A 17,303-nucleotide genomic window follows, 5' to 3' on the forward strand; every position below is an offset into this window, starting at 1 on the left:
GGGGCGAGGGTCACGATTGGGGATGTGGACAGGTTGGGGGGATGGGGATCGACACGGAGCAGCAGGGGCCAGCCGCCACAGTGGACAGGCGTCGCGGCAGGGGTAAGAGCGGCGCAGCGGGGTAAGGGGGCGGCGATGTCGCGCGGTCCCAGTTGGTGGACGCCGAATCGAGCAGCCCCCGAATCAAGCCCAGGTGGGGGCGCGCAGAGGGGCCAGAGTCACGATTGGGGCTGTGGACAGGTTGGGGGGATGGGGATCCCGGGGGCCAAGGGGGGTTAGCCGATGATGGCTAGGCCGTCGGGGTTTAGGGATAGGGGGGTTTGGGTGTGGGGGGTGGGGGTGGGGGTGGTGGCGATGCTGGCTATGGCGTCCACTAGGAGGGTGGGGGTTTGTACGGTGAGCCTGATGTGGTCGCGGCGGTGGACTGTGGTGGTGATGGTGCCGGTGGTGGGGCCGGGGGCGGCGTTCAGGGCTGTGGGGCGTAGGCCTAGGCGGACGGGGCCGTTGGGGAGGGGGAAGGGGGTTGGGCCGAAGGGGGTGTCGATGATGCCGTTGGTTGCTGTGGCGTCAACGAAAGCGGTACAGCCTAGGAAGCGGGCTGTGTCCTCGTCGACGGGGTGGCGCCAGACCTGGTTGGGGGTTCCGGTTTGGACTATCCGACCGGCGCGCATGACGGCTACTCGGTTGGCCAGGGTGAAGGCCTCGTCGTGGTCGTGGGTTACCACTAGTGCGGTGGTGCCGGAGTCGCGCAGCAGGCGGGACAGGTCGATGGCTAGTTGTTCGCGGAGCGATCTGTCCAAAGCAGACAGTGGTTCGTCCAGCAGCAGCAACCTAGGTCGAGGCGCCAGGGCCCGGGCTAGGGCAACCCGTTGCTGCTCGCCACCCGACAGTTCGGTCACGCGGCGTGGGCCGAAACCGGTGAGGCCTACCAGGTCCAGCAGTTCGTCCACCCGGGCGGCGACCTTCCGCTCCCCCGCCATCCGCAGTCCGAACGCGACGTTCCCCGCGACCGTCCGATGTGGAAACAGCTGACCGTCCTGGAACACCAAGCCGAACCCGCGCCGGTGCACCGGCACCCCGCCCAGGTCCGCCCCGTCCCACGAGATCCCCCCGTCCGTGGGCTCCAACCCCGCCACCGCCCGCAGCAGCGTCGACTTCCCGCACCCGGACGGCCCCAGCAGCGCCAGCACCTCCCCATCGGCGATCTCCACGTCCACCGCCGAAACAGCCACCACCCGCCCGTACCGCACGGTCAGACCGTCAACGCGAAGCATCGAGACCTCCTCAGCACTAGAACTCCCCGACCGTGCCGACGCGGAGGCGGTCCACGGCGACGACGATGGCCACGGTGACCAGCATCAGCAGGGTGCAGGACGCGTACGCCAGTTGGTTGTTCAGCTCTCCCGGGCGGGCCACCAGGCGGCCGATGACCACGGGGAGGGTGGCGGATTCGGGGCGGGCCAGGAAGCTGGTGGCGCCGAACTCGCCCAAGGCCACGGCGTAGGCGAAGGCGGTGGCGGCGACGAAGGAGCGAGCCGACAGGGGTACGTCGACCTCGCGCCAGACTCGCCAGGGTTGGGCGCCGAGGGTGGCCGCGGCCTGGCGGAGGCGGGTGTCGACCGACCGCAGCACGGGCAGCAGGGTGCGGATGACCAGCGGGGTCACCACGAGGGCCTGCGCCAGCGGGACCAGCAGCGGGGACGTGCGGAGATCGCCGGGCAGGGCGTCCAGGGTGATCAGGTAGCCGAAGCCGACCGTCACCGCGGAGACGCCCAGGGGCAGCATCAGTGCGGTGTCGATGGTCTCGATGAGGCTCGGGCGGGCTCTGGTGCGGCCCAGCGTCACCAGTGCGACGCACGAGAGGACGCCGAGCACCAAAGCGAGCATGGTCGCATCGGTGGCCGCGCGCAGGGAGTTCAGCACCGCTTCCCAGCCCGTGACCTGCAACGACCCGCGAAACCCGGTCCCGCCGATCGCACGGTAGCCATCGAGCCCCGACTCGAACGACTTCGCCACCAGCGACGCGATCGGCACCATCAACGCGACGACCACCGCATACGCCGCCGCGACAACGCCCCACTCACCGCCGACCGGACGACGCGCGGTGTCCGCCCGACCCCGCAATCGCAACGCTGTCGACCGGCGGCGCAACACAGCCCCGATCACCAGCACCGCGACAACGGACGCCAACTGGAGCAACGACAACGCCGCCGCCCCGGTCAGGTCGAACAGTTGTACCGTGCGCAGGTAGATCTCGGTCTCCAGAGTCGCGTACTCCCCGCCGCCCAGCAGCAGGACTACGCCGAAGCTGGTGGCGCAAAACAGGAACACCACGGCGGCCGACGACGAGATGGCGGGCCGAAGCACAGGCAGCGTGACGAACAAGAAGGTCCGCCAACGGGACGCCCCGAGCGACCGCGCCGCGTCCTCCGCTCTCCTGTCCACATGAGACCACAGCGCCGACACCGTGCGGGCCACGACCGCCACGTTGAAGAACGCGTTCGCCAGGATGATGGCCAGTGGCCCGCCGTCGCCGAACAGCGAGCGGAACGCCAGACCCACCACCACCGTGGGCAGCACGAACGGCACCATCACCGCCGCGCGCACGAACCCGTTGCCCCACAACGACGTCCGCGCCAGCAGGAACGCGACCGGCAGGCCGGCGGCGACCGCGACGGCAGTGGCCGCCGCGGCCTGACCGAGGGTGAAGCCGACGAGGGACCAGGTGTCCGAACTGGACAGGACCGCGCCGACGCCGGGGCCGAGACCGAGGCGGACGATCGCCACCACCGGCCACAGGAAGAAGACGGCCAGGAACCCCAGCGGCAGCGCGGCCGCGGCCAGCGCGCCGGTCAGGCCCGGACGGCCGTGCGCCACTGCTCGATCCACCGCTCCCGGTTGCCCTGGATGTCCTCGACCGGCAGCGTCGACGGGCTCTCCGGTCGCGGCGCGGCCTGCTGCCAGGCGGCGGGCAGCGCGACACCGTCGCGCACCGGGTAGACGTACATCGACTCGGGCACCAGCTTCTGGAACGCCTCGGAGATCAGGAAGTCGACGACCTTGCGCGCGTCGTCGGGGTTCTTCGCGCCGTTGAGCACACCGGCGTACTCCACCTGGCGGAAGCAGGTGTCGAGCAGCGCGGCGGTGCGGGGCTTGCCGTCCGTGCCGATCTCCGCGGACGGCGACGAGGCGTAGGAGACGACCAGCGGGCGCGGGCCCTTGCCGGAAGACCCGGAGAACTCCTGGGTGTAGGCCTCTTCCCAGCCGCTGACGACCTTGACGCCGTTGTCCTTGAGGCGCTTCCAGTAGTTGGGCCAGTCCTTGTTGCCGTAGTGCGCGACCGTCGCCATCAGGAACGCCAGGCCGGGCGAGCTGGTGGCCGGGTCCTCGACGACGAGCAGGTCCTTGTAGCGCGGGTCGGCGAGGTCCTCGAAGCTGGCGGGGGTGGCCAGCTCGCGGCTGGCAAGGGCGGCGAGGTCGACGTTGACGCACACATCGCCGACGTCCACCGCGGTGAGCCTGCCGGAGTTGTCGACCGCGTACTTCTGCGGACCCTTGTCGGCGTCGGCGGGCTTGTACTCGGCGAAGACACCCTCCGTGAGCGCGCGTGAGGCGAACGTGTTGTCCACTCCGAACGCCGCGTCGCCGATCGGCGCGGACTTGGTCAGCACCAGCTGGGTGGTCAGCGCGCCCGCGTCGCCGCTCTTGCGCACGTCGATCTTGATGCCGGTGTCGGCCTTGAACTTGTCGAGCACCGACTGCTCGACGGTGAACGAGTCGTGCGTGACGAGGACCACCGTGCGCTCTGAGGTGTCCTGGGAGCTCGCCGTGCAGCTCGCGACCAGCGGGATGGTCATGGCGGCGGCCAGCAGGAGATGGCGTCTGCGCATGGGGTGTGTCCTTCCTCGGGCGAGCGCGCCACGAGCACCTCCCTGCGCGGGCATGATCCCGATCAGGTGTGGACGGTCGAGGGCCGCGTGCCCTCCTCTCAGCCCGGCGTGCCGGACTCCCGTGGCAGGGTGAGCGTACGCCTGCGGTTGGGGCCAGGATGGGGACCATGGCTGAACTGCTGAGCGACCCGGAGATCGGCAAGGCATTGGGCAGGCTGCCGCGGTGGCGGCTGGTGGAGGGCGGGTTGGTCCTGGTGGCGGAGTTCGCCGACTTCGCCACCGCCATCCGGGTGGTGAACCGGGTGGCGGAGCTCGCCGAGCGCGCCGACCACCACCCGGACATCGACATCCGGTGGAACAAGGTGACCTTCCGCTGCTCCACGCACACGGTCAACGGTGTGACGGCCAAGGACACCGCCCTGGCGACCGAGATCGACGGGGTCGTCAGCGCCGTCGACTAGGGGCACGGCGCCCGGGCGTCCCCGGGCGCCGCCTCCCCAGGGGTCTCAGGACCGGAACGGGCCGGTGACCTCGTAGGTGATGCCGCCGAAGACGTTCCCGGCGGTGCCGCGCTGGGAGGAGAAGTAGAGCCTGCGGCCGTCCGGGCTGAACGCCGGGCCGGTGAGCTCCGAGCCGGACTGGCCGGTGACCCGCAGCACCGGGGCGACCAGCGCGTCCCGGGTGATGATGTTGATCTCCATGTCGCCGCCGTCCTCGGCGACGTAGAGGTCGCCCGCGGTGGAGCGGGTGATGTTGTCGACGCCGGTCAGCGTGGCCGTGCCCGGCGGGACCAGCGAGTCGTCGTAGGCGAGGGCGATGCTGGCGGTATCCGGGCGGTGGGCCCACACCCGGTTGTCGCCCTTGGTGGTGAACCAGCAGGTGCCCGCGGCGTAGTGGCAGCCCTCGCCGCCGTTGAACCGCTTGGCGGCGCCCACCTGCTTGCGGGTGGCGATCGGGAACCCGTCCGGGTCCGGCACCCGCGCCCAGCCGACCTGGCCGTCGACCTGGTCGTCCGCGCCGGTCATGACCTCCAGGACGCCGCTGGAGAGGTCGCCCCAGGTGTTCGGGCGGAAGCGGTAGAAGCAGCCGTCCGGGGTGTCCTCGGTGAGGTAGAGGTACCCGTGGTCGGGGTCGGCGGCGCAGGCCTCGTGCTTGAAGCGGCCCAGCGCCGGGCGGGCCACGGCGGGCCGCGCACCCCACGGGTCGGTCTCGAAGACCCGCCCGTAGTCGACCTCCTCGCACGACAGCCACGTGCCCCACGGGGTCGCGCCGCCCGCGCAGTTGACGTTCGTGCCCGAGAGCGTGCGGTACGCGCCGGTGATCCGCCCGGTCGCGTCGAACCGGACCGCGCCGACCCCGCCGACGAGCGGGACCTCGCTGTTGGACACGTAGATCCACCCGGTGCCGTCGGCGAAGCAGGCGCCGCCATCGGGGGCCGGGTGCCAGAAGTAGTCGGTGCCCGCGACCTTCTGCCCGGTCCGCGCGATCACCCGGCTGCTGAAGCCGACCGGGAGCTGGATGCCGTTGGCGTCGGGGGCGAGCAGCGCGCCGTACGGGCTCGGTCCGGGTTGGGCTGTCGCGGCGAACGCGGTGCCCCACGAGGCCCCGCCGACGACGGCCGCGCCACCGATGACGGCGACGCGCAGGAAGTTCCGGCGCTGCATGGTCAGACTCCGCTCTGCGGGGCGGTGTTCTCACGTCCGTGCGGACCGACCGTAACCGCGCCTGGTGACACCCAGTGTACGTCGAGGTGTACGGGGCACTGCGGGAATCGTTCCCCGCGGAAAGCGTGTCCATTTTCTGTCCACCCGAGCGTGGCTCAGCATTGACCGAAAATCGCGAGCAACCGGTTCCAGGTAACGATCCCGCGAATACATCAGGGCACTAGGCGATCTTACTTGTAACGATCTCGCAGGGTGCGGGGACTACCTAGTCAGAGCGATGATCGTGGCGATCCGGAATGCGGCCGGACCGCGGTGGGATCTCGGCCGAACACGGCCGGAGGAATCGCCGTCAACCATTTCCCAGGACCGAGAACCACTTCGAGAACCAGGAACGACAATGAGCACCGGTGGGACGGGAACGACCTGCCCGGTGTGCTTGCGCGCCGACCCGGTCGGCGCGCACTGCCCCGGGTGCGGGTGGGTGCTGTCGGCGGGCCCGTGGGCGGGCGCGCCGTCGCGGGCGCGGGCGGAGTCCTTCGCCGCGGCGTTCGAGCGGGCGTGCCGCGGGTGGGACCTGGCCGCGGCGGCGCTGGCGGCCGGGTACCCCGAAGCGGGTGATCTTGGGCGGTTCGAGCGGTTGACCGCCTTGGCGCGCGGACCTCGACCGGAGCGCGCGGACCTGGTCGCGGCGGTCGAAGCCTCGACGGTCAAGAGGAAGGCGCTCGGGACCGTCGCCGAGGTGATCACGCCGCTCCTGCTGTCGGACGCGGTGGTCGTGGACATCGCCGCGACCGGCATCACCGTGGTGCGCCTGGGCACTGACCACCTGGGACGGCCCGCGGTGCGGTCGGCGGAGCGCGATTGCTGGCACTCGCTCGGCCTGCCCGATGACGACGACCGCGCCCGGTTCGCCTTGGCGGGCGGGGAACCCGTGATGCTGGACCTCCCGGCGTGGCCCGATGGCGCGGTGGTGCTGAACCGGCTCGCGGGGTGGCGCGCGCTCGACGAGGCACTCGACCCGTCCGGTGTGCACTTGGTCGGCGGCGACGAACCTGTGATCGATGGCGTCCTCGTCTTGGAATTGGCCAAGGACGTGCCGCAGCGGCACGGCTGTGGTCTGGTCCTCATCGACGTCGCGGCCGATGGGCGCACCAACGTGGTCGTGCACCCGTTGTTCCCCCAGGGAGCCACGGCCGCGGACAGCCAGGACGCGGTGGTCCGGGTCGCCGCTCCGCCGCAAGACGAACCGGTGCTGCTCGCTGTCGTCGCCGGGTCAGCGGGCACGCCACCGTGGCGCCGCACGCCGATCAGCACGACGACGGTGGAACTCGCGCCGGACCAGGAACACGCGGTGCGCTTCCGGCTGACCGGGCCGTGCACCGTGGAAGTCGTCGAGCCGGACACGGAACCGGCGCCTGCGGCCTGGTCCGGTGCGATCGACCAGGTGCCGCCTCGGTACCGGCGCCACGACAGCGCGGCCGACCTCGTCGTGGCGGTCGAACTCGGCGGTTCCGCGTTCACCAGACGACAAGAGCTGGCCCTGGCCCTGATCGACTCGATCGAGCGGGGACACCCGGCCCCGGCGTCGGTGCGGGTCGCCGTGCTCGCGTACTCCGACCACAAAGGACGGATGCCGCAGCAAGTGCTCGCCGTGCGCGAGTTCGGCGCGGCCGCCGCGGCGCGGGACTTCCTCGACGGCCTGCGCGCCACCCCGGTGCTCGACCCGCGCGCGGCGCCGGTGGAGGACGCGTTGTGGGCGGCGGCAAGCCTTCCGTGGCGCTCGGTCGCGCGCACCCTCGTGGTGCTGGGCAGCCGACCGCCGCACCCGGTCGAGCACTGCCCCAACGGGCACCGCTGGGACGACCTCGTGCGCAGGCTCGAACGCGACGACGTCCACCGGGTCGCGGTGTGGGACCAACCGGGGCGCCGCGACCCCGAGTCCGCCGAACGGACCACCGCCGCGTGGTCCGCGTTGACCAGACCGCACACCCCGTTGCGCTCGGACTGGGTCGCCGCGGACCGGCTCGCCGCCGACGCCCGCGTGCTCGGCCGCACCGGCCCGACCGCCACCCTGCCCTTCCCCCTCACCAGACTCCCGCAGGAGGAGCCCCGATGAACGCGACGCAGCACAACCCGCCCGGGGACATCCGGATCGGGCTGTGGGGACCACCCGGCAGCGGCAAGACCACGTTCCTCGGCGCCCTCTACATCGCCGCGACCCGCCACGTGGGGCCGTACAAGTGGTTCATGACCGGCATGGACGACCCGTCGGAGAAGTTCCTGATGGAGTCGGTCCGGCTGATGACCCACGAGCGGGCCTTCCCGGTCGCCTCGGAGGCGCCTGCCCGGCTGGGGTTCCGGTTCACCGGGCACCGCATGGTCAAGAAGCGCAACGCGGTCGGCATGCCGGTCGAACGGTCCGAAGTGGTCGAGTTCGTGCTCGACGTGCTCGACGTGCCGGGCCGGTTGTTCAGCGGCACCGGCGCGGGGGCGGCCGCGGACCCCGACTTCTCCCCCGGCGGGCTCGCCTCGGCCAGCCCGCGCAACCACGAGGAGGAGCAACTGCTCGACCACCTGCTGCACTGCCAGGGGATCGTCTACCTGTTCGACCCCAAGCGCGACAAGGAGAGCAGGGACGCCTACTACTTCTTCCAGCCCGTGCTCGCCCGGCTGGCCAGGCACGTGCTGACCACCCACCGGCAGGTCAACGGCCACCTCCCGCAGCGGGTCGCGGTGTGCGTCAACAAGTTCGACGAGGAGGACGTGTACACCGAGGCCAAGCGGTACGTGGTGCAGGACGCGCACCGGCCGCACATGCCCAGGGTGCCCGACGCGCGCGCGGCGGAGTTCTTCCAGCGCCTGTGCGCGGACCCGAGGAGCAACAGCGACCTGGTCGACCTGGCCCTGCGCAACCACTTCCGCGAGCTGAACTACTTCGTGACCTCCTCGATCGGCTTCTACCTCGCCGACGGCCGGTTCCGCCCGACCGGCGAGCGCAACATCGAGGTCAAGGACGGCAAGGAGCGCATCCTGGGCCAGGTGCACCCGATCAACGTGCTGGAGCCGCTGCTGTGGCTGCACGACGTCGTGCGCAAGCAGGAGAAGTGGTGAGCCGGGCCGCCCTGCGGCTGGACTGGGCGCTGTGGGGCAAGCGGCAGTCCACCCGGGACGACTACGCGGTGCTCGCGACCAGCGCGGGCCCGTTCACCCCGGCGCAGTTCGAGTCGGTCATCACCCACAACAACCCGGGCAACTCGCCCGCGGCCGAGTCCGGCCAGGACGCGCTGCCGTGGGTGTGGTTCACCCAGCCGACCCTCAAGGGCGTCACGTACCTGGGCATCGGGATCCGGCAGTGGACCGACGACACCGACCGCACCGGGCGGCGGATCGCGATCACCCGGTTCTTCTCCCTGCCGATGGCCGACGCCCTGGACCTGGGGTTCGCCGACCTCTACCTCACCGTCAAGGGCATCGACCTCGCCTGGGACGTCCCGGAACCGTTCCAGGGCAAGCAGATCAGCGCCAAGCCCGTCGTCTCGACCGAACCGCAGCGGCTGAGGCTGCCCACGGCGGCCATCGCGGCCGCGGCCGTGCTGGAGAGCCCGGTGACGCTGATGGGCGGTGGCGACCTGACCTTGTCCCAGCGGCTGACCGCGCTCGACGGCGTCGCCAACGCGCTGCCCTCCGGGACGCGCGCGTGGCTGAGCGCGAGCACGTGGTCGAACGTGGCCGGGATCTTCCGGTTGGCGTTCACCGATCACAAGAGCGCGGACGACACCCCGGTGGAGGTGTTCGGCGACGTCCAGCCGGAAAGCGGCTACGGGGCGGAGTTCGTGCGCATGTACCACGAGCACCCGAACTTGCTCGCCTACCTCAAGCGCCGTAGCGACGTGACCACTCCGGACACCTCGCTCGTCGGGGCCGCGCTGGGCGAGATCACGCTGGCCGCGGACATGTTGGCGCTGGCGGCGTCCGGTGTGGTCCAGGGACACCACCTGCGCAGGCTGGTCCAGCTCGGTCTGTTCCAGGAGTATTCGCGGACCGAGCGGCAGACCGTGCTGGCCTCGTACCTGCGTGCGGCCTCACCTGAGGACATCACGCAGGACGAGGAGATCCTGCGCACCCACTGGTCGGGCGCCCTCGACCAGACCTTGCGCGAGCGGGTGGCCACCGCGGTCGGTGATGCCCGGTTTCCCGTCGCTGGACTTGAACCGTTCGCGCGATTGGCGCTCGCGGTGGAGGCGCTGGACTCGTTCGGTCAAGGCCTGGTCCCAGCGGGTGTGGTCGAGGATCCGGCGACGGTGAGGGCGGCGGAGGTCGTCATCGAGCTCGGCAAGCAGGAGCAGTGGGCAACCGCGCTCTCGCCCGTCGTCGTCGCCTCCCCGCAGTTGTCCGTCCATGTGGGACGGTTCCTGCTGCACGACGAGCCACGGGAGGAGCACGCGGCGCTGCTTCGCGAGCTGGACCGGATCGGGGCGGGCACGGCGTGGCAGACGGTGCGGATGCCGTTCATGGAGGAGTTGACGCCGAGCGAGCCCGACCTGGCCGCGTTGGACCGCGCCGATGGTGGCGCGCTGGCCGTGCTGCTGCGCAAGTCCGAGGCGCGGCCGGAGCGGCTGCGGCAGGTGATGTCCGCGTTGTTGCCGCTGGCGCACGAACGCGTGCGCGAGGGCGGGGTGCCGACGTGGTGGGCTCCGGTGCGGGCCTGCCAGTTGGAACCCGCACAGGCCGCCTACCGGGACGTCATCGATCTCCTCGCGGGCGAGCAGGTGGAGTTCGGCGACACACCCGCGTACCGGGCGGCGTTGGTGGAGTTCGGTGTCACCGAGCGGGAGGTGGTGGTCGCGGCGGTCACGGGTCAGGTCGAGCGGGACTGGGACCTGCTCGACGTGCTGTGGGACCTGCTGCACGAGGGCGTCGAGGAGCCGGACGTGCCCGAGGCGGTGGTGACCGCGCTCGCCGACGCCGTTCTCGCCGACGAGAACCGCTACTCGACCATGCGGCGCTGGGACGGGTACCTGCGGCGGGACGAGCGGGTCGACGCCTGGCGGACGCTGGTGGAGCTGACCGCGGACACCGAGGTGTCCACTGTGGTCGATCTGCTGGTGGTCTGGTGCACGCGGCGGTGGCCCACGAACACCGCCGTCCGGTCGGTGGTCGCCTCGGCGTGGGAGCCGTCCGCGGTGCAGTGGCTGGAGTTGGCGCAGGCCGTGGTGAACCGGACCGAGGGGTCCATCGAACTCCCCCGGGCGTTGCTGTCCGCGCACGAGTCCACCGCGGAACTCCTCGATCCCCTGGCGCGCGCACTGTCACTGATCACCGGCGCCCTGCGCGACCTCTCCGCCGAGCCCGAGGTGCGGCAGGCCCTGCCCCGGCTCGCGGGCAGCCGGGACGACCTGGACCACCTGGCCAGGCAGTCCGACCACTCGTTCTGGCGGATGCCCCGCTTCCGCGGCGGTGGCCAGTGACCGGGCAGGCGGTCGGGATCGACCTGGGCACGGCGCGGACGAAGATCGCGACGGCCGGGTCGGTGCACGAGTGCGCGAGTCCGCCGCTGTCGGCGGGCTCGGCCACCGGCATCGCGGAGCACGGGTCCACCAGGACCGCGGCGCGGCGGCTGGCGGTGTTCCTCGGGGACCTGTTCACCGACCTGGTGCCGGTGGTGCCCGCGAAGGCGAGCGTGGTGCTGGCCGTGCCGGACCGGTGGGCGGTGTTCGGGACCGACTCGGTGATCTCGCCGGAGAGCGGCCGCACCGGTCAGGTGCTGCTGCGGGTGCTGACCGATGCCGTGGGGTTCGCCGACGCCCGCCTGATACCGGGCCTGCAATGCGTCGCCGCGGCGCAGGCACGGCCCGGGCGGGCGGCGGGGGCGCTGCTGGTGCTGGACGTCGGCGCGGCGACGGTGGACGCGGCGGTGTACATCCTCGACGGGCCGACCACGCGGCTGGTCGACGCCGCGCACGGGGATCTGACCAGCGCGGGGTGGCGCGAATCCCCGAGCGAGGCGGCGGCCGCGGCGGTGAAGCGACTGCTGGGCCGGTTCGACGGACCTCTGGCGCCGCACGCGGTCGTGACGGGCGGCAACGCGACGACGGCGACATTGGAGGCGATCCGGGCCGCCGCCGGGGGCCGGATCTCCTCGGCGCGCTGGGCGGACGCGACCGAGACCGCGCGGGGCGCGCTGCTCATCGCCCAGGGCGAGTCGACCGCGCTGCTGGCGTACCCGCACGAGGTCGCCGTGGTGGCGCACCTGATCAAGAACGGCGTCCTGGAGACCACCACCCTGCCACTATCCGCCACGCCCACCCGGCTGACGGTGACCGAGGACCACAGCGCGCCGCTCCCCGTCGTGATCCAACTCCACCGCACCGGCCCCTGGCTCGCCGCCGGGCTCCCCACCGCCACGGCCCCCGGCAGCCACGACCTCACCCTGCACCCCCGGCACGGCACCTACGGCGCGCTCCAGATCGGCACCCGCCTGCACCACCTCACCCCCGTCGAGGAGGCCGGATGATCTCCCTGCTCACCGCGGCCGCCCTCGTCCTCGCGGCGCAGACCGGGTCCGCCGAGGTCTACCGCGACCTGGGCCTCGCGGACGCGCCCGCGGAGTTCGTCGTCCTCGTCGACACCTCCGCCTCCATGGCGACCGACCACCGGTACGACAGCACCCGGGAGGCGCTGCGCGGTCTGCTGCGCGCGTTGCCCGCGAGCGACACCGTCACCGTCATCACCTTCGACACCGACCCCCACGTGGTCGACCTGCCCCCGCGGAACCGCCCGGCCGCCGTCGACAGGATGCCGCCGCCGATCGGTGAGGCGACCGACACCGGCAAGGCGATCAGCCTGGCGGTGGACATCCTCAAGACCTCCACGGCCGCGGGCGGCGGGGCGATCGTCATGCTGACCGACGGCAAGACGGCCCCGCCCGACGCGAGCGCGTACTCCTCCCCCAACTCCCCCGCGTGGCGGGACCTGGTGAGCCGGGGCCGGGAGGTGGCCGACCGCGTGCGCGGCTTCACGATCCCGCTGGCGACCGGGGAATCCGGCAAGGGCCAACTCCGCACCGTCATCCCGGACACCACCGTGCTCGGCTCCGGCGACCCCGACCAGATCGGACCCCTGCTGGAACGCCTGCGGGTCCAGTTCGTCCGGGCCACCGCGGCGAGCAAGCTCCGGCAGGACGTCACCGGCGGCGTCGATGTCACCTGGCCCAGGTTGCCGCAGGGCGCCGACCTGGGTGAGCCGGTCCAGATCGAGGTCGAACTCACGTCGAACACCAAGTACCTGCCGCTGATCGTGACCGGCACCAGGGTCGAGCTGTCGGGCGGGACGGCCACCGGCTTGCCCGACCAGATCACGCTCAAGCCGGGCGAACGCCGCCGGTTCACGCTCACCGCCGATGTCGAAGTCCCTGGCAGCGCCAAGGTCGGGCGCCAGCGAGTCGAGATCGACGTGCACCCGCGCCTGGTGGGCACTGTGGACACCCCGTGGCGGTCGGTGCTCGAGTCCGAACTGGACCTCCCGGTGCTGCTGCGGCCACTGGACGCGGCGACCGGCTGGGTCGGCACCACGACCGTGGGCATCAGCCTGGTGCTGATCTGGCTGCCGATGCTGGCCGTCGCGGTGCTGGTCATCGCCGGGTACGCGCGGTGGCACCGGCGCAAGCCCAGGATGCGCGGCCTGCTGGTCGCCGGCTTCGACGCGTGGCGCGCGGAGTACCGGCTCGACGGCAAGCGGGAAGTCCGGTTCGCCAGGCCGAAAGTGGCGGGGGAACGCGGCGAGTACGCGGTGACCGGCACCGGTGAGGGGCCACCGCAGATCGTCTACACCCCGCACGAGGGCGACCCGTTCGAGCCGCGGCGGTGCCTGGTGGACGACGAGCTCATCGTGCACGGCGTGTCGATGCTCTACCGGGACGGGGGGAGTTCCGATGACTGACGAGCCACTCGGCCCGGAGATCACCTGGTTCGACGTGGACCGGATCGCGGTGCCGACCGGGAGCCGGATCACCGTGCGGTGGCGAACGCGCGGCGCGTGGGGCGTGCGGATCACGACACCGGGCGGCAAGCACTTCGAGACAACGAAAGCCCTGGGAGAGCAGACTTTCAAGCTCACCGCCAGCGGTGTCATCACGGCGAGGGCGTACGGCGCGGACAACGTGTACGACGAGATCACCCGCGTGGTGGCGGCGTTCGAGCCCGTGACCAGGATTCCCCTGCCGATGGTGGGCTTCCCCGGCCCGCCGACCCCGGTGCTCGGTGGCTCGCAACCGATCCCGATCGACCTGACCCCGGTCACCCTGGCGCTCCGGTCCCACGGACTGCCCGACCGGCCGGGCGCGGTCTCGCTCGCCGCGAGCTGGGTGACGCCCCCGAGCCAACTCTGGTCGACCGGCGTGGTCACCGACGCGGGCCGCTCCGCGCGCGGCGGCGCGGCGATCCGGGTCATCCGAAGCCTGTTCACGGCCAGGCGGAGCCCGTTCGCGGTGCGCGGCCCGGCCCCGTTCACCAGGAGGTCCCGGTGATCCGCAGGATGCTGGCGAGGCTCGCGGGCGCGCACCTGGAGACCCTGGACCGGTCGCCGGTCGACCGGCCGAGGTTCACCACGACCGGTGGCGTGCTGCTCACCACCGCGGCCGTCGCCGCGGTGTCGGCGTGCTTCGCGATGGTCATGGCCGTGCACGCGCCGCTGTGGGCGGGCGTGGTCGGCGGCATCGCCTGGGGGGTGGTGATCCTCAACCTGGACCGGCAGCTGATCATCGGCATCAGCAAGCAGCACAGCGCGCTGCGCAACCTGCTCACCGCCGTGCCCCGGCTGGCGCTGGCCGTGCTGCTCGGCGCGGTGATCTCCACCCCGCTGGTGCTGCGGATCTTCCAGCCGGAGATCGACGCGCAGCTGACCGTGCTGCGCGCCGAGCGGACGGCGTCCTTCGAGCAGCAACTGGCGCAGAACCCGACCATCGGCGGGATCCCGGCGCTGGAGCAGCGCCAAGCCCAGGCGCAGGCAGCGGCGGACCGCAGCGCGGGCGCCGTGGCGGAGGCGGATCCCGCCGTGCAGGCGGCGGAGAAGAAGGCCGCGACCGCGCTGGCGACCTACACCGAGGCGCAGCAACGGGCGCAGTGCGAGATCGACGGCACGTGCGGGACCAGGACACCCGGGGTCGCCGAGGCGGCAAGGGAAGCGGTGCGGGCCAGGGACATCGCGTACACCAACTACCAGGCCGCCCAACGGGAGCTGGAGACGACGCGGGCGAACGCCGTCGCGAACGCCGGGACCAGCTCGGCCTCGGCGCGGGCGCAGGCGCAGCGGCTGACCGACGAGCTGGCGGCCGCCCGCGCCACCAAGGAGCGCGCGCAACGGGAGTTCGCCGAGCGCACCGCGTCCGACGACGGCCTGCTCGCCCGGCTGGAGGCGCTGGGTGCCCTGGCAGGCGACCGCTCGGACCTCGCGTCGGCGCAGTTGTTGCTGTTCCTGCTGTTCCTCTCGATCGAGGTGCTGCCGGTGCTGGTGAAGCTGTTGCAGGTCACCGGACCGCCCACCGCGTACGACCTGATGGTGGCGGACTTCTCCGAGTCGGCGCGGCGGGAGTGGGCCAAGGAGATCTCGCGCGCCGAGTTCGTCAGGGACGACATCCAGCAGCGCCAGGCCGATCTGGAGCACGACGCGCTGCAACGGCAGTACGAGGCCGGGGTGGTGGCCAACCAGCTGCTGGTCGCCGAGCAGGCCGAGCTGGCCCGGCGGGCGATCATGCGCTGGTCGCACGCCGCCGACGCGCGGGCGGCGGCCGAGGTCAACGGCTGGTTCGGACCGGGCCGGTGAGCGAGGCCTTCGGCCGGTACCGGGTCGAGGGCCTGCTCGGCCGGGGCGGCATGGGTGAGGTGCACCGGGCCTACGACGAGACCCACCACCGGTACGTGGCGCTCAAGCGGCTGGCGCCGGGACTGGCCCGCGACCCGGTGGGGCGGGCGCGGTTCCAGCGGGAGATGGCGCTGCTGGCCAGGATGCGGTCGCCGCACGTGGTGCCGGTGCTCGACTTCGGCGAGGTCGACGGCAGGCCGTACCTGGCCATGGCATTGCTGGAGGGTGAGGACCTGGACGTGGTCCTGGCCCGCGGCCCGCTGCCGGTCGCGCGGGCGGTGGACGTGGTGTGCCAGGTCGCGGTGGCGCTGCAAGCCGCGCACGCCGCCGGGTTGGTGCACCGGGACGTCAAGCCGGGCAACATCAAGCTCGACGGCGACCACGTGCACCTGCTGGACTTCGGCATCGCCCGCAGCACGGCCGGGACGACCGGGCTGACCACGACCGGGATGTTCATCGGCACCGTGGACTACATGGCCCCGGAGCGGTTCGGCGCCACCGCGGGGGACGTCCGGTCCGATGTGTACTCGTTGGGCTGCCTGCTGTTCGAGTGCCTCACCGCGCGCAAACCGTTCCCCGGACCGAACGCGGCGGCGATCATCCACGCCCACCTCAGCCAGGCTCCTCCCCGCCCGTCCGCCCTGGCGCCAAGGGTCCCGGCGGTGGTGGACGAGGTCGTGGTGCGGGCGATGGCGAAGCGGCCAGAGGACCGGATGCCGAGTGCGTCGGCGTTCATCGCCGCGGCCCGGGCCGGGCTTGGTGTGACCAAGCTGGGGCCACCGGTGGAGATCGAGCCGGTGGTGCGGCGCAGGAAGCGGGTGCCGTTGCTGCCGTTGGGGTTGGGGGTAGTGGGGCTGCTGGTCGGGGTGCTGGTCTCTTGGCAGAGTCCTGTTGAGACGGTCGAGTCGCGTCCACCTTCGGCCGCGGTAACGTCCCCGCGGCCGGTGGAGGGGATCAGTGGGACGGCGGTGATCACGGGCTGCGGTGGGAGTTCCCCGTCGCCGCGGTCCGAGACGCCCGCGCTGTTGACGTTCGAGAACGCCCGCACGGACGGGATCGCGCTGGTGGTGTCCTGGGTGGACTTCGACGGCGTGCAGCGGTTCTGGTTCTCGCTGCCCGCCGGGGACAAGGTCGACCAGCGGACGTGGGCCGGTCACCGGTGGGTGATCGCCGACCGGGCGTGCCTGGCGGTGGTGGCCGGGCCGGGGACGGTCGTCGTCGGCTAGTCGCGGGCGCGCAGGGCGGTTTCCACGTCGGCGCGGGTGACACCGAAGTCCGGGGAGTCGGTGAGGACGCCGAGCAGCAGGTGCTCCGGCCAGATCTTCTCGGCGCCGAGCCGCAACGCCTCGCGGTGGCCGAGTTCGAGGGCCTTCTTCGCGTTGGCGGAGAACGGGATCGGGCCGTCGAGCGGCGCGTCGCCGGTGCCGAGCACGGCCCTGGTGGTCGCCTCGACCTCGGTCGGGGCGGGGACCAGCGCGGCCACGTCGGGGTCCTGGAGCAGGGCGAGCAGCAGGTGCCCCGGCTGGATCTCGGGGAGCGCGGCGGCGCGGGCCTGCTCCTGGGAGCGGATGACGACCTGGCGGGCGCCATCGGTGTAGCGGGCGAAGATCCGGACGTCCGCCTCGCCGGTGGCCGGGTCGCTGGGCACGAACCGCTTCTGCGCGGCCTGCTTGGTGACGCCGAGGCTGTCGCCGATGGTGGTCCAGGACGCGCCGGAGCGGCGGGCCCGGTCGACGAAGTGGCCGATCAGGTGGTCGGCCACCTCGTCGAGGTGGCGGCCGAGCAGCGCGGCCTCGGTGAGCCGGTCGAGCGGGTCGTCGGCGCGGGCCTCGATGGCGGCGATCAGGTCGTCGAGACTGGGTGTGTTCATGGCGTCAACCCTAGGTTGACG

14 protein-coding genes and 1 riboswitch are annotated in these 17,303 nt (G+C 72.1%); of the genes, 9 read left to right on the top strand and 5 right to left on the bottom strand.

The genetic code is table 11. The features are described from left to right. Nucleotides 1-275 precede the first annotated feature (275 nt). From BMY07_RS28670 to BMY07_RS28680, 3 genes are read right to left on the bottom strand one after another with little or no spacing between them, the layout of a single operon-like run. Nucleotides 276-1,274: an ABC transporter ATP-binding protein gene (locus BMY07_RS28670; protein ID WP_092785519.1), complete on the bottom strand. Its 999-nt coding sequence runs from the start codon at nt 1,272-1,274 to the stop codon at nt 276-278. A 16-nt stretch (nt 1,275-1,290) separates the two neighbouring features. Then, nucleotides 1,291-2,877, bottom strand: a complete 1,587-nt coding sequence (locus BMY07_RS28675; protein WP_092785521.1) for an ABC transporter permease — start codon at nt 2,875-2,877, stop codon at nt 1,291-1,293. Beyond that, the gene (locus BMY07_RS28680) at nt 2,853-3,890 is read right to left on the bottom strand and encodes a thiamine ABC transporter substrate-binding protein (RefSeq protein ID WP_092785523.1); all 1,038 of its coding nucleotides are present in this window, start codon (nt 3,888-3,890) and stop codon (nt 2,853-2,855) included. Before BMY07_RS28680 ends, BMY07_RS28675 begins: the two co-directional genes overlap by 25 nt. A 22-nt stretch (nt 3,891-3,912) precedes the next feature. Continuing rightward, nucleotides 3,913-4,023: riboswitch (TPP riboswitch) on the bottom strand. Between the two features lie 34 nt (nt 4,024-4,057). Between BMY07_RS28680 and BMY07_RS28685 the strand changes: the two genes are divergently transcribed. Next, nucleotides 4,058-4,351 carry a 4a-hydroxytetrahydrobiopterin dehydratase gene (locus tag BMY07_RS28685; RefSeq protein ID WP_092785525.1) on the top strand — a complete coding sequence of 98 codons (294 nt, stop codon included), beginning with the start codon at nt 4,058-4,060 and terminating at the stop codon, nt 4,349-4,351. Nucleotides 4,352-4,396: 45 nt separating this feature from the next. On the opposite strand, the gene BMY07_RS28690 is transcribed toward BMY07_RS28685, so the two are convergent. Then, entirely contained in the window at nt 4,397-5,554 is a 1,158-nt protein-coding gene (locus BMY07_RS28690; RefSeq protein WP_092785527.1) for an alkaline phosphatase PhoX, read from the bottom strand. Between the two features lie 397 nt (nt 5,555-5,951). On the opposite strand from BMY07_RS28690, the gene BMY07_RS28695 reads away from it, so the two are divergent. The 8 genes from BMY07_RS28695 to BMY07_RS28725 are packed head-to-tail and all read left to right on the top strand — an operon-like array spanning nt 5,952 to nt 16,638. Next, a complete protein-coding gene (locus tag BMY07_RS28695; protein ID WP_092785530.1) occupies nt 5,952-7,670 on the top strand; it encodes a hypothetical protein in 1,719 nt (572 codons plus the stop codon). After that, a complete protein-coding gene (locus tag BMY07_RS28700; RefSeq protein WP_092785533.1) occupies nt 7,667-8,665 on the top strand; it encodes a hypothetical protein in 999 nt (332 codons plus the stop codon). Before BMY07_RS28695 ends, BMY07_RS28700 begins: the two co-directional genes overlap by 4 nt. Continuing rightward, complete coding sequence (locus tag BMY07_RS28705) at nt 8,662-11,022, top strand: hypothetical protein (RefSeq protein WP_092785535.1); 2,361 nt, start codon at nt 8,662-8,664, stop codon at nt 11,020-11,022. Before BMY07_RS28700 ends, BMY07_RS28705 begins: the two co-directional genes overlap by 4 nt. Further along, complete coding sequence (locus BMY07_RS34625; protein ID WP_177215852.1) at nt 11,019-12,068, top strand: hypothetical protein; 1,050 nt, start codon at nt 11,019-11,021, stop codon at nt 12,066-12,068. Before BMY07_RS28705 ends, BMY07_RS34625 begins: the two co-directional genes overlap by 4 nt. Beyond that, on the top strand, nt 12,065-13,492 hold the full coding sequence (locus BMY07_RS28710; protein ID WP_177215853.1) for a vWA domain-containing protein: 1,428 nt from the start codon (nt 12,065-12,067) through the stop codon (nt 13,490-13,492). The genes BMY07_RS34625 and BMY07_RS28710 overlap by 4 nt, the downstream gene beginning before the upstream one ends. Beyond that, nucleotides 13,485-14,078, top strand: coding sequence for a hypothetical protein (locus BMY07_RS28715; RefSeq protein ID WP_092785539.1), 594 nt, complete (start codon nt 13,485-13,487; stop codon nt 14,076-14,078). The genes BMY07_RS28710 and BMY07_RS28715 overlap by 8 nt, the downstream gene beginning before the upstream one ends. Beyond that, nucleotides 14,075-15,373 (top strand): DUF4407 domain-containing protein, encoded by a 1,299-nt coding sequence (locus BMY07_RS28720; protein ID WP_092785541.1) that lies wholly within the window; start codon nt 14,075-14,077, stop codon nt 15,371-15,373. The genes BMY07_RS28715 and BMY07_RS28720 overlap by 4 nt, the downstream gene beginning before the upstream one ends. Beyond that, on the top strand, nt 15,370-16,638 hold the full coding sequence (locus BMY07_RS28725; protein WP_092785543.1) for a protein kinase domain-containing protein: 1,269 nt from the start codon (nt 15,370-15,372) through the stop codon (nt 16,636-16,638). Before BMY07_RS28720 ends, BMY07_RS28725 begins: the two co-directional genes overlap by 4 nt. On the opposite strand, the gene BMY07_RS28730 is transcribed toward BMY07_RS28725, so the two are convergent. Next, the gene (locus BMY07_RS28730) at nt 16,635-17,282 is read right to left on the bottom strand and encodes a Clp protease N-terminal domain-containing protein (protein ID WP_092785545.1); all 648 of its coding nucleotides are present in this window, start codon (nt 17,280-17,282) and stop codon (nt 16,635-16,637) included. The genes BMY07_RS28725 and BMY07_RS28730 overlap by 4 nt on opposite strands. Nucleotides 17,283-17,303: the final 21 nt, after the last annotated feature.

The sequence above is a fragment of the Actinokineospora terrae genome, from assembly GCF_900111175.1.
Taxonomy (GTDB): domain Bacteria; phylum Actinomycetota; class Actinomycetes; order Mycobacteriales; family Pseudonocardiaceae; genus Actinokineospora; species Actinokineospora terrae.

What these genes read in the sequence shown, in the direction of transcription:
- BMY07_RS28700 (WP_092785533.1), top strand. Translation starts at nt 7,667, where the DNA reads ATGAACGCGACGCAGCACAACCCGCCCGGGGACATCCGGATCGGGCTG.
- BMY07_RS28695 (WP_092785530.1), top strand. Translation starts at nt 5,952, where the DNA reads ATGAGCACCGGTGGGACGGGAACGACCTGCCCGGTGTGCTTGCGCGCC.
- BMY07_RS28685 (WP_092785525.1), top strand. Translation starts at nt 4,058, where the DNA reads ATGGCTGAACTGCTGAGCGACCCGGAGATCGGCAAGGCATTGGGCAGG.
- BMY07_RS28730 (WP_092785545.1), bottom strand. Translation starts at nt 17,282, where the DNA reads ATGAACACACCCAGTCTCGACGACCTGATCGCCGCCATCGAGGCCCGC.
- BMY07_RS28670 (WP_092785519.1), bottom strand. Translation starts at nt 1,274, where the DNA reads ATGCTTCGCGTTGACGGTCTGACCGTGCGGTACGGGCGGGTGGTGGCT.
- BMY07_RS28680 (WP_092785523.1), bottom strand. Translation starts at nt 3,890, where the DNA reads ATGCGCAGACGCCATCTCCTGCTGGCCGCCGCCATGACCATCCCGCTG.
- BMY07_RS28715 (WP_092785539.1), top strand. Translation starts at nt 13,485, where the DNA reads ATGACTGACGAGCCACTCGGCCCGGAGATCACCTGGTTCGACGTGGAC.
- BMY07_RS28690 (WP_092785527.1), bottom strand. Translation starts at nt 5,554, where the DNA reads ATGCAGCGCCGGAACTTCCTGCGCGTCGCCGTCATCGGTGGCGCGGCC.
- BMY07_RS28710 (WP_177215853.1), top strand. Translation starts at nt 12,065, where the DNA reads ATGATCTCCCTGCTCACCGCGGCCGCCCTCGTCCTCGCGGCGCAGACC.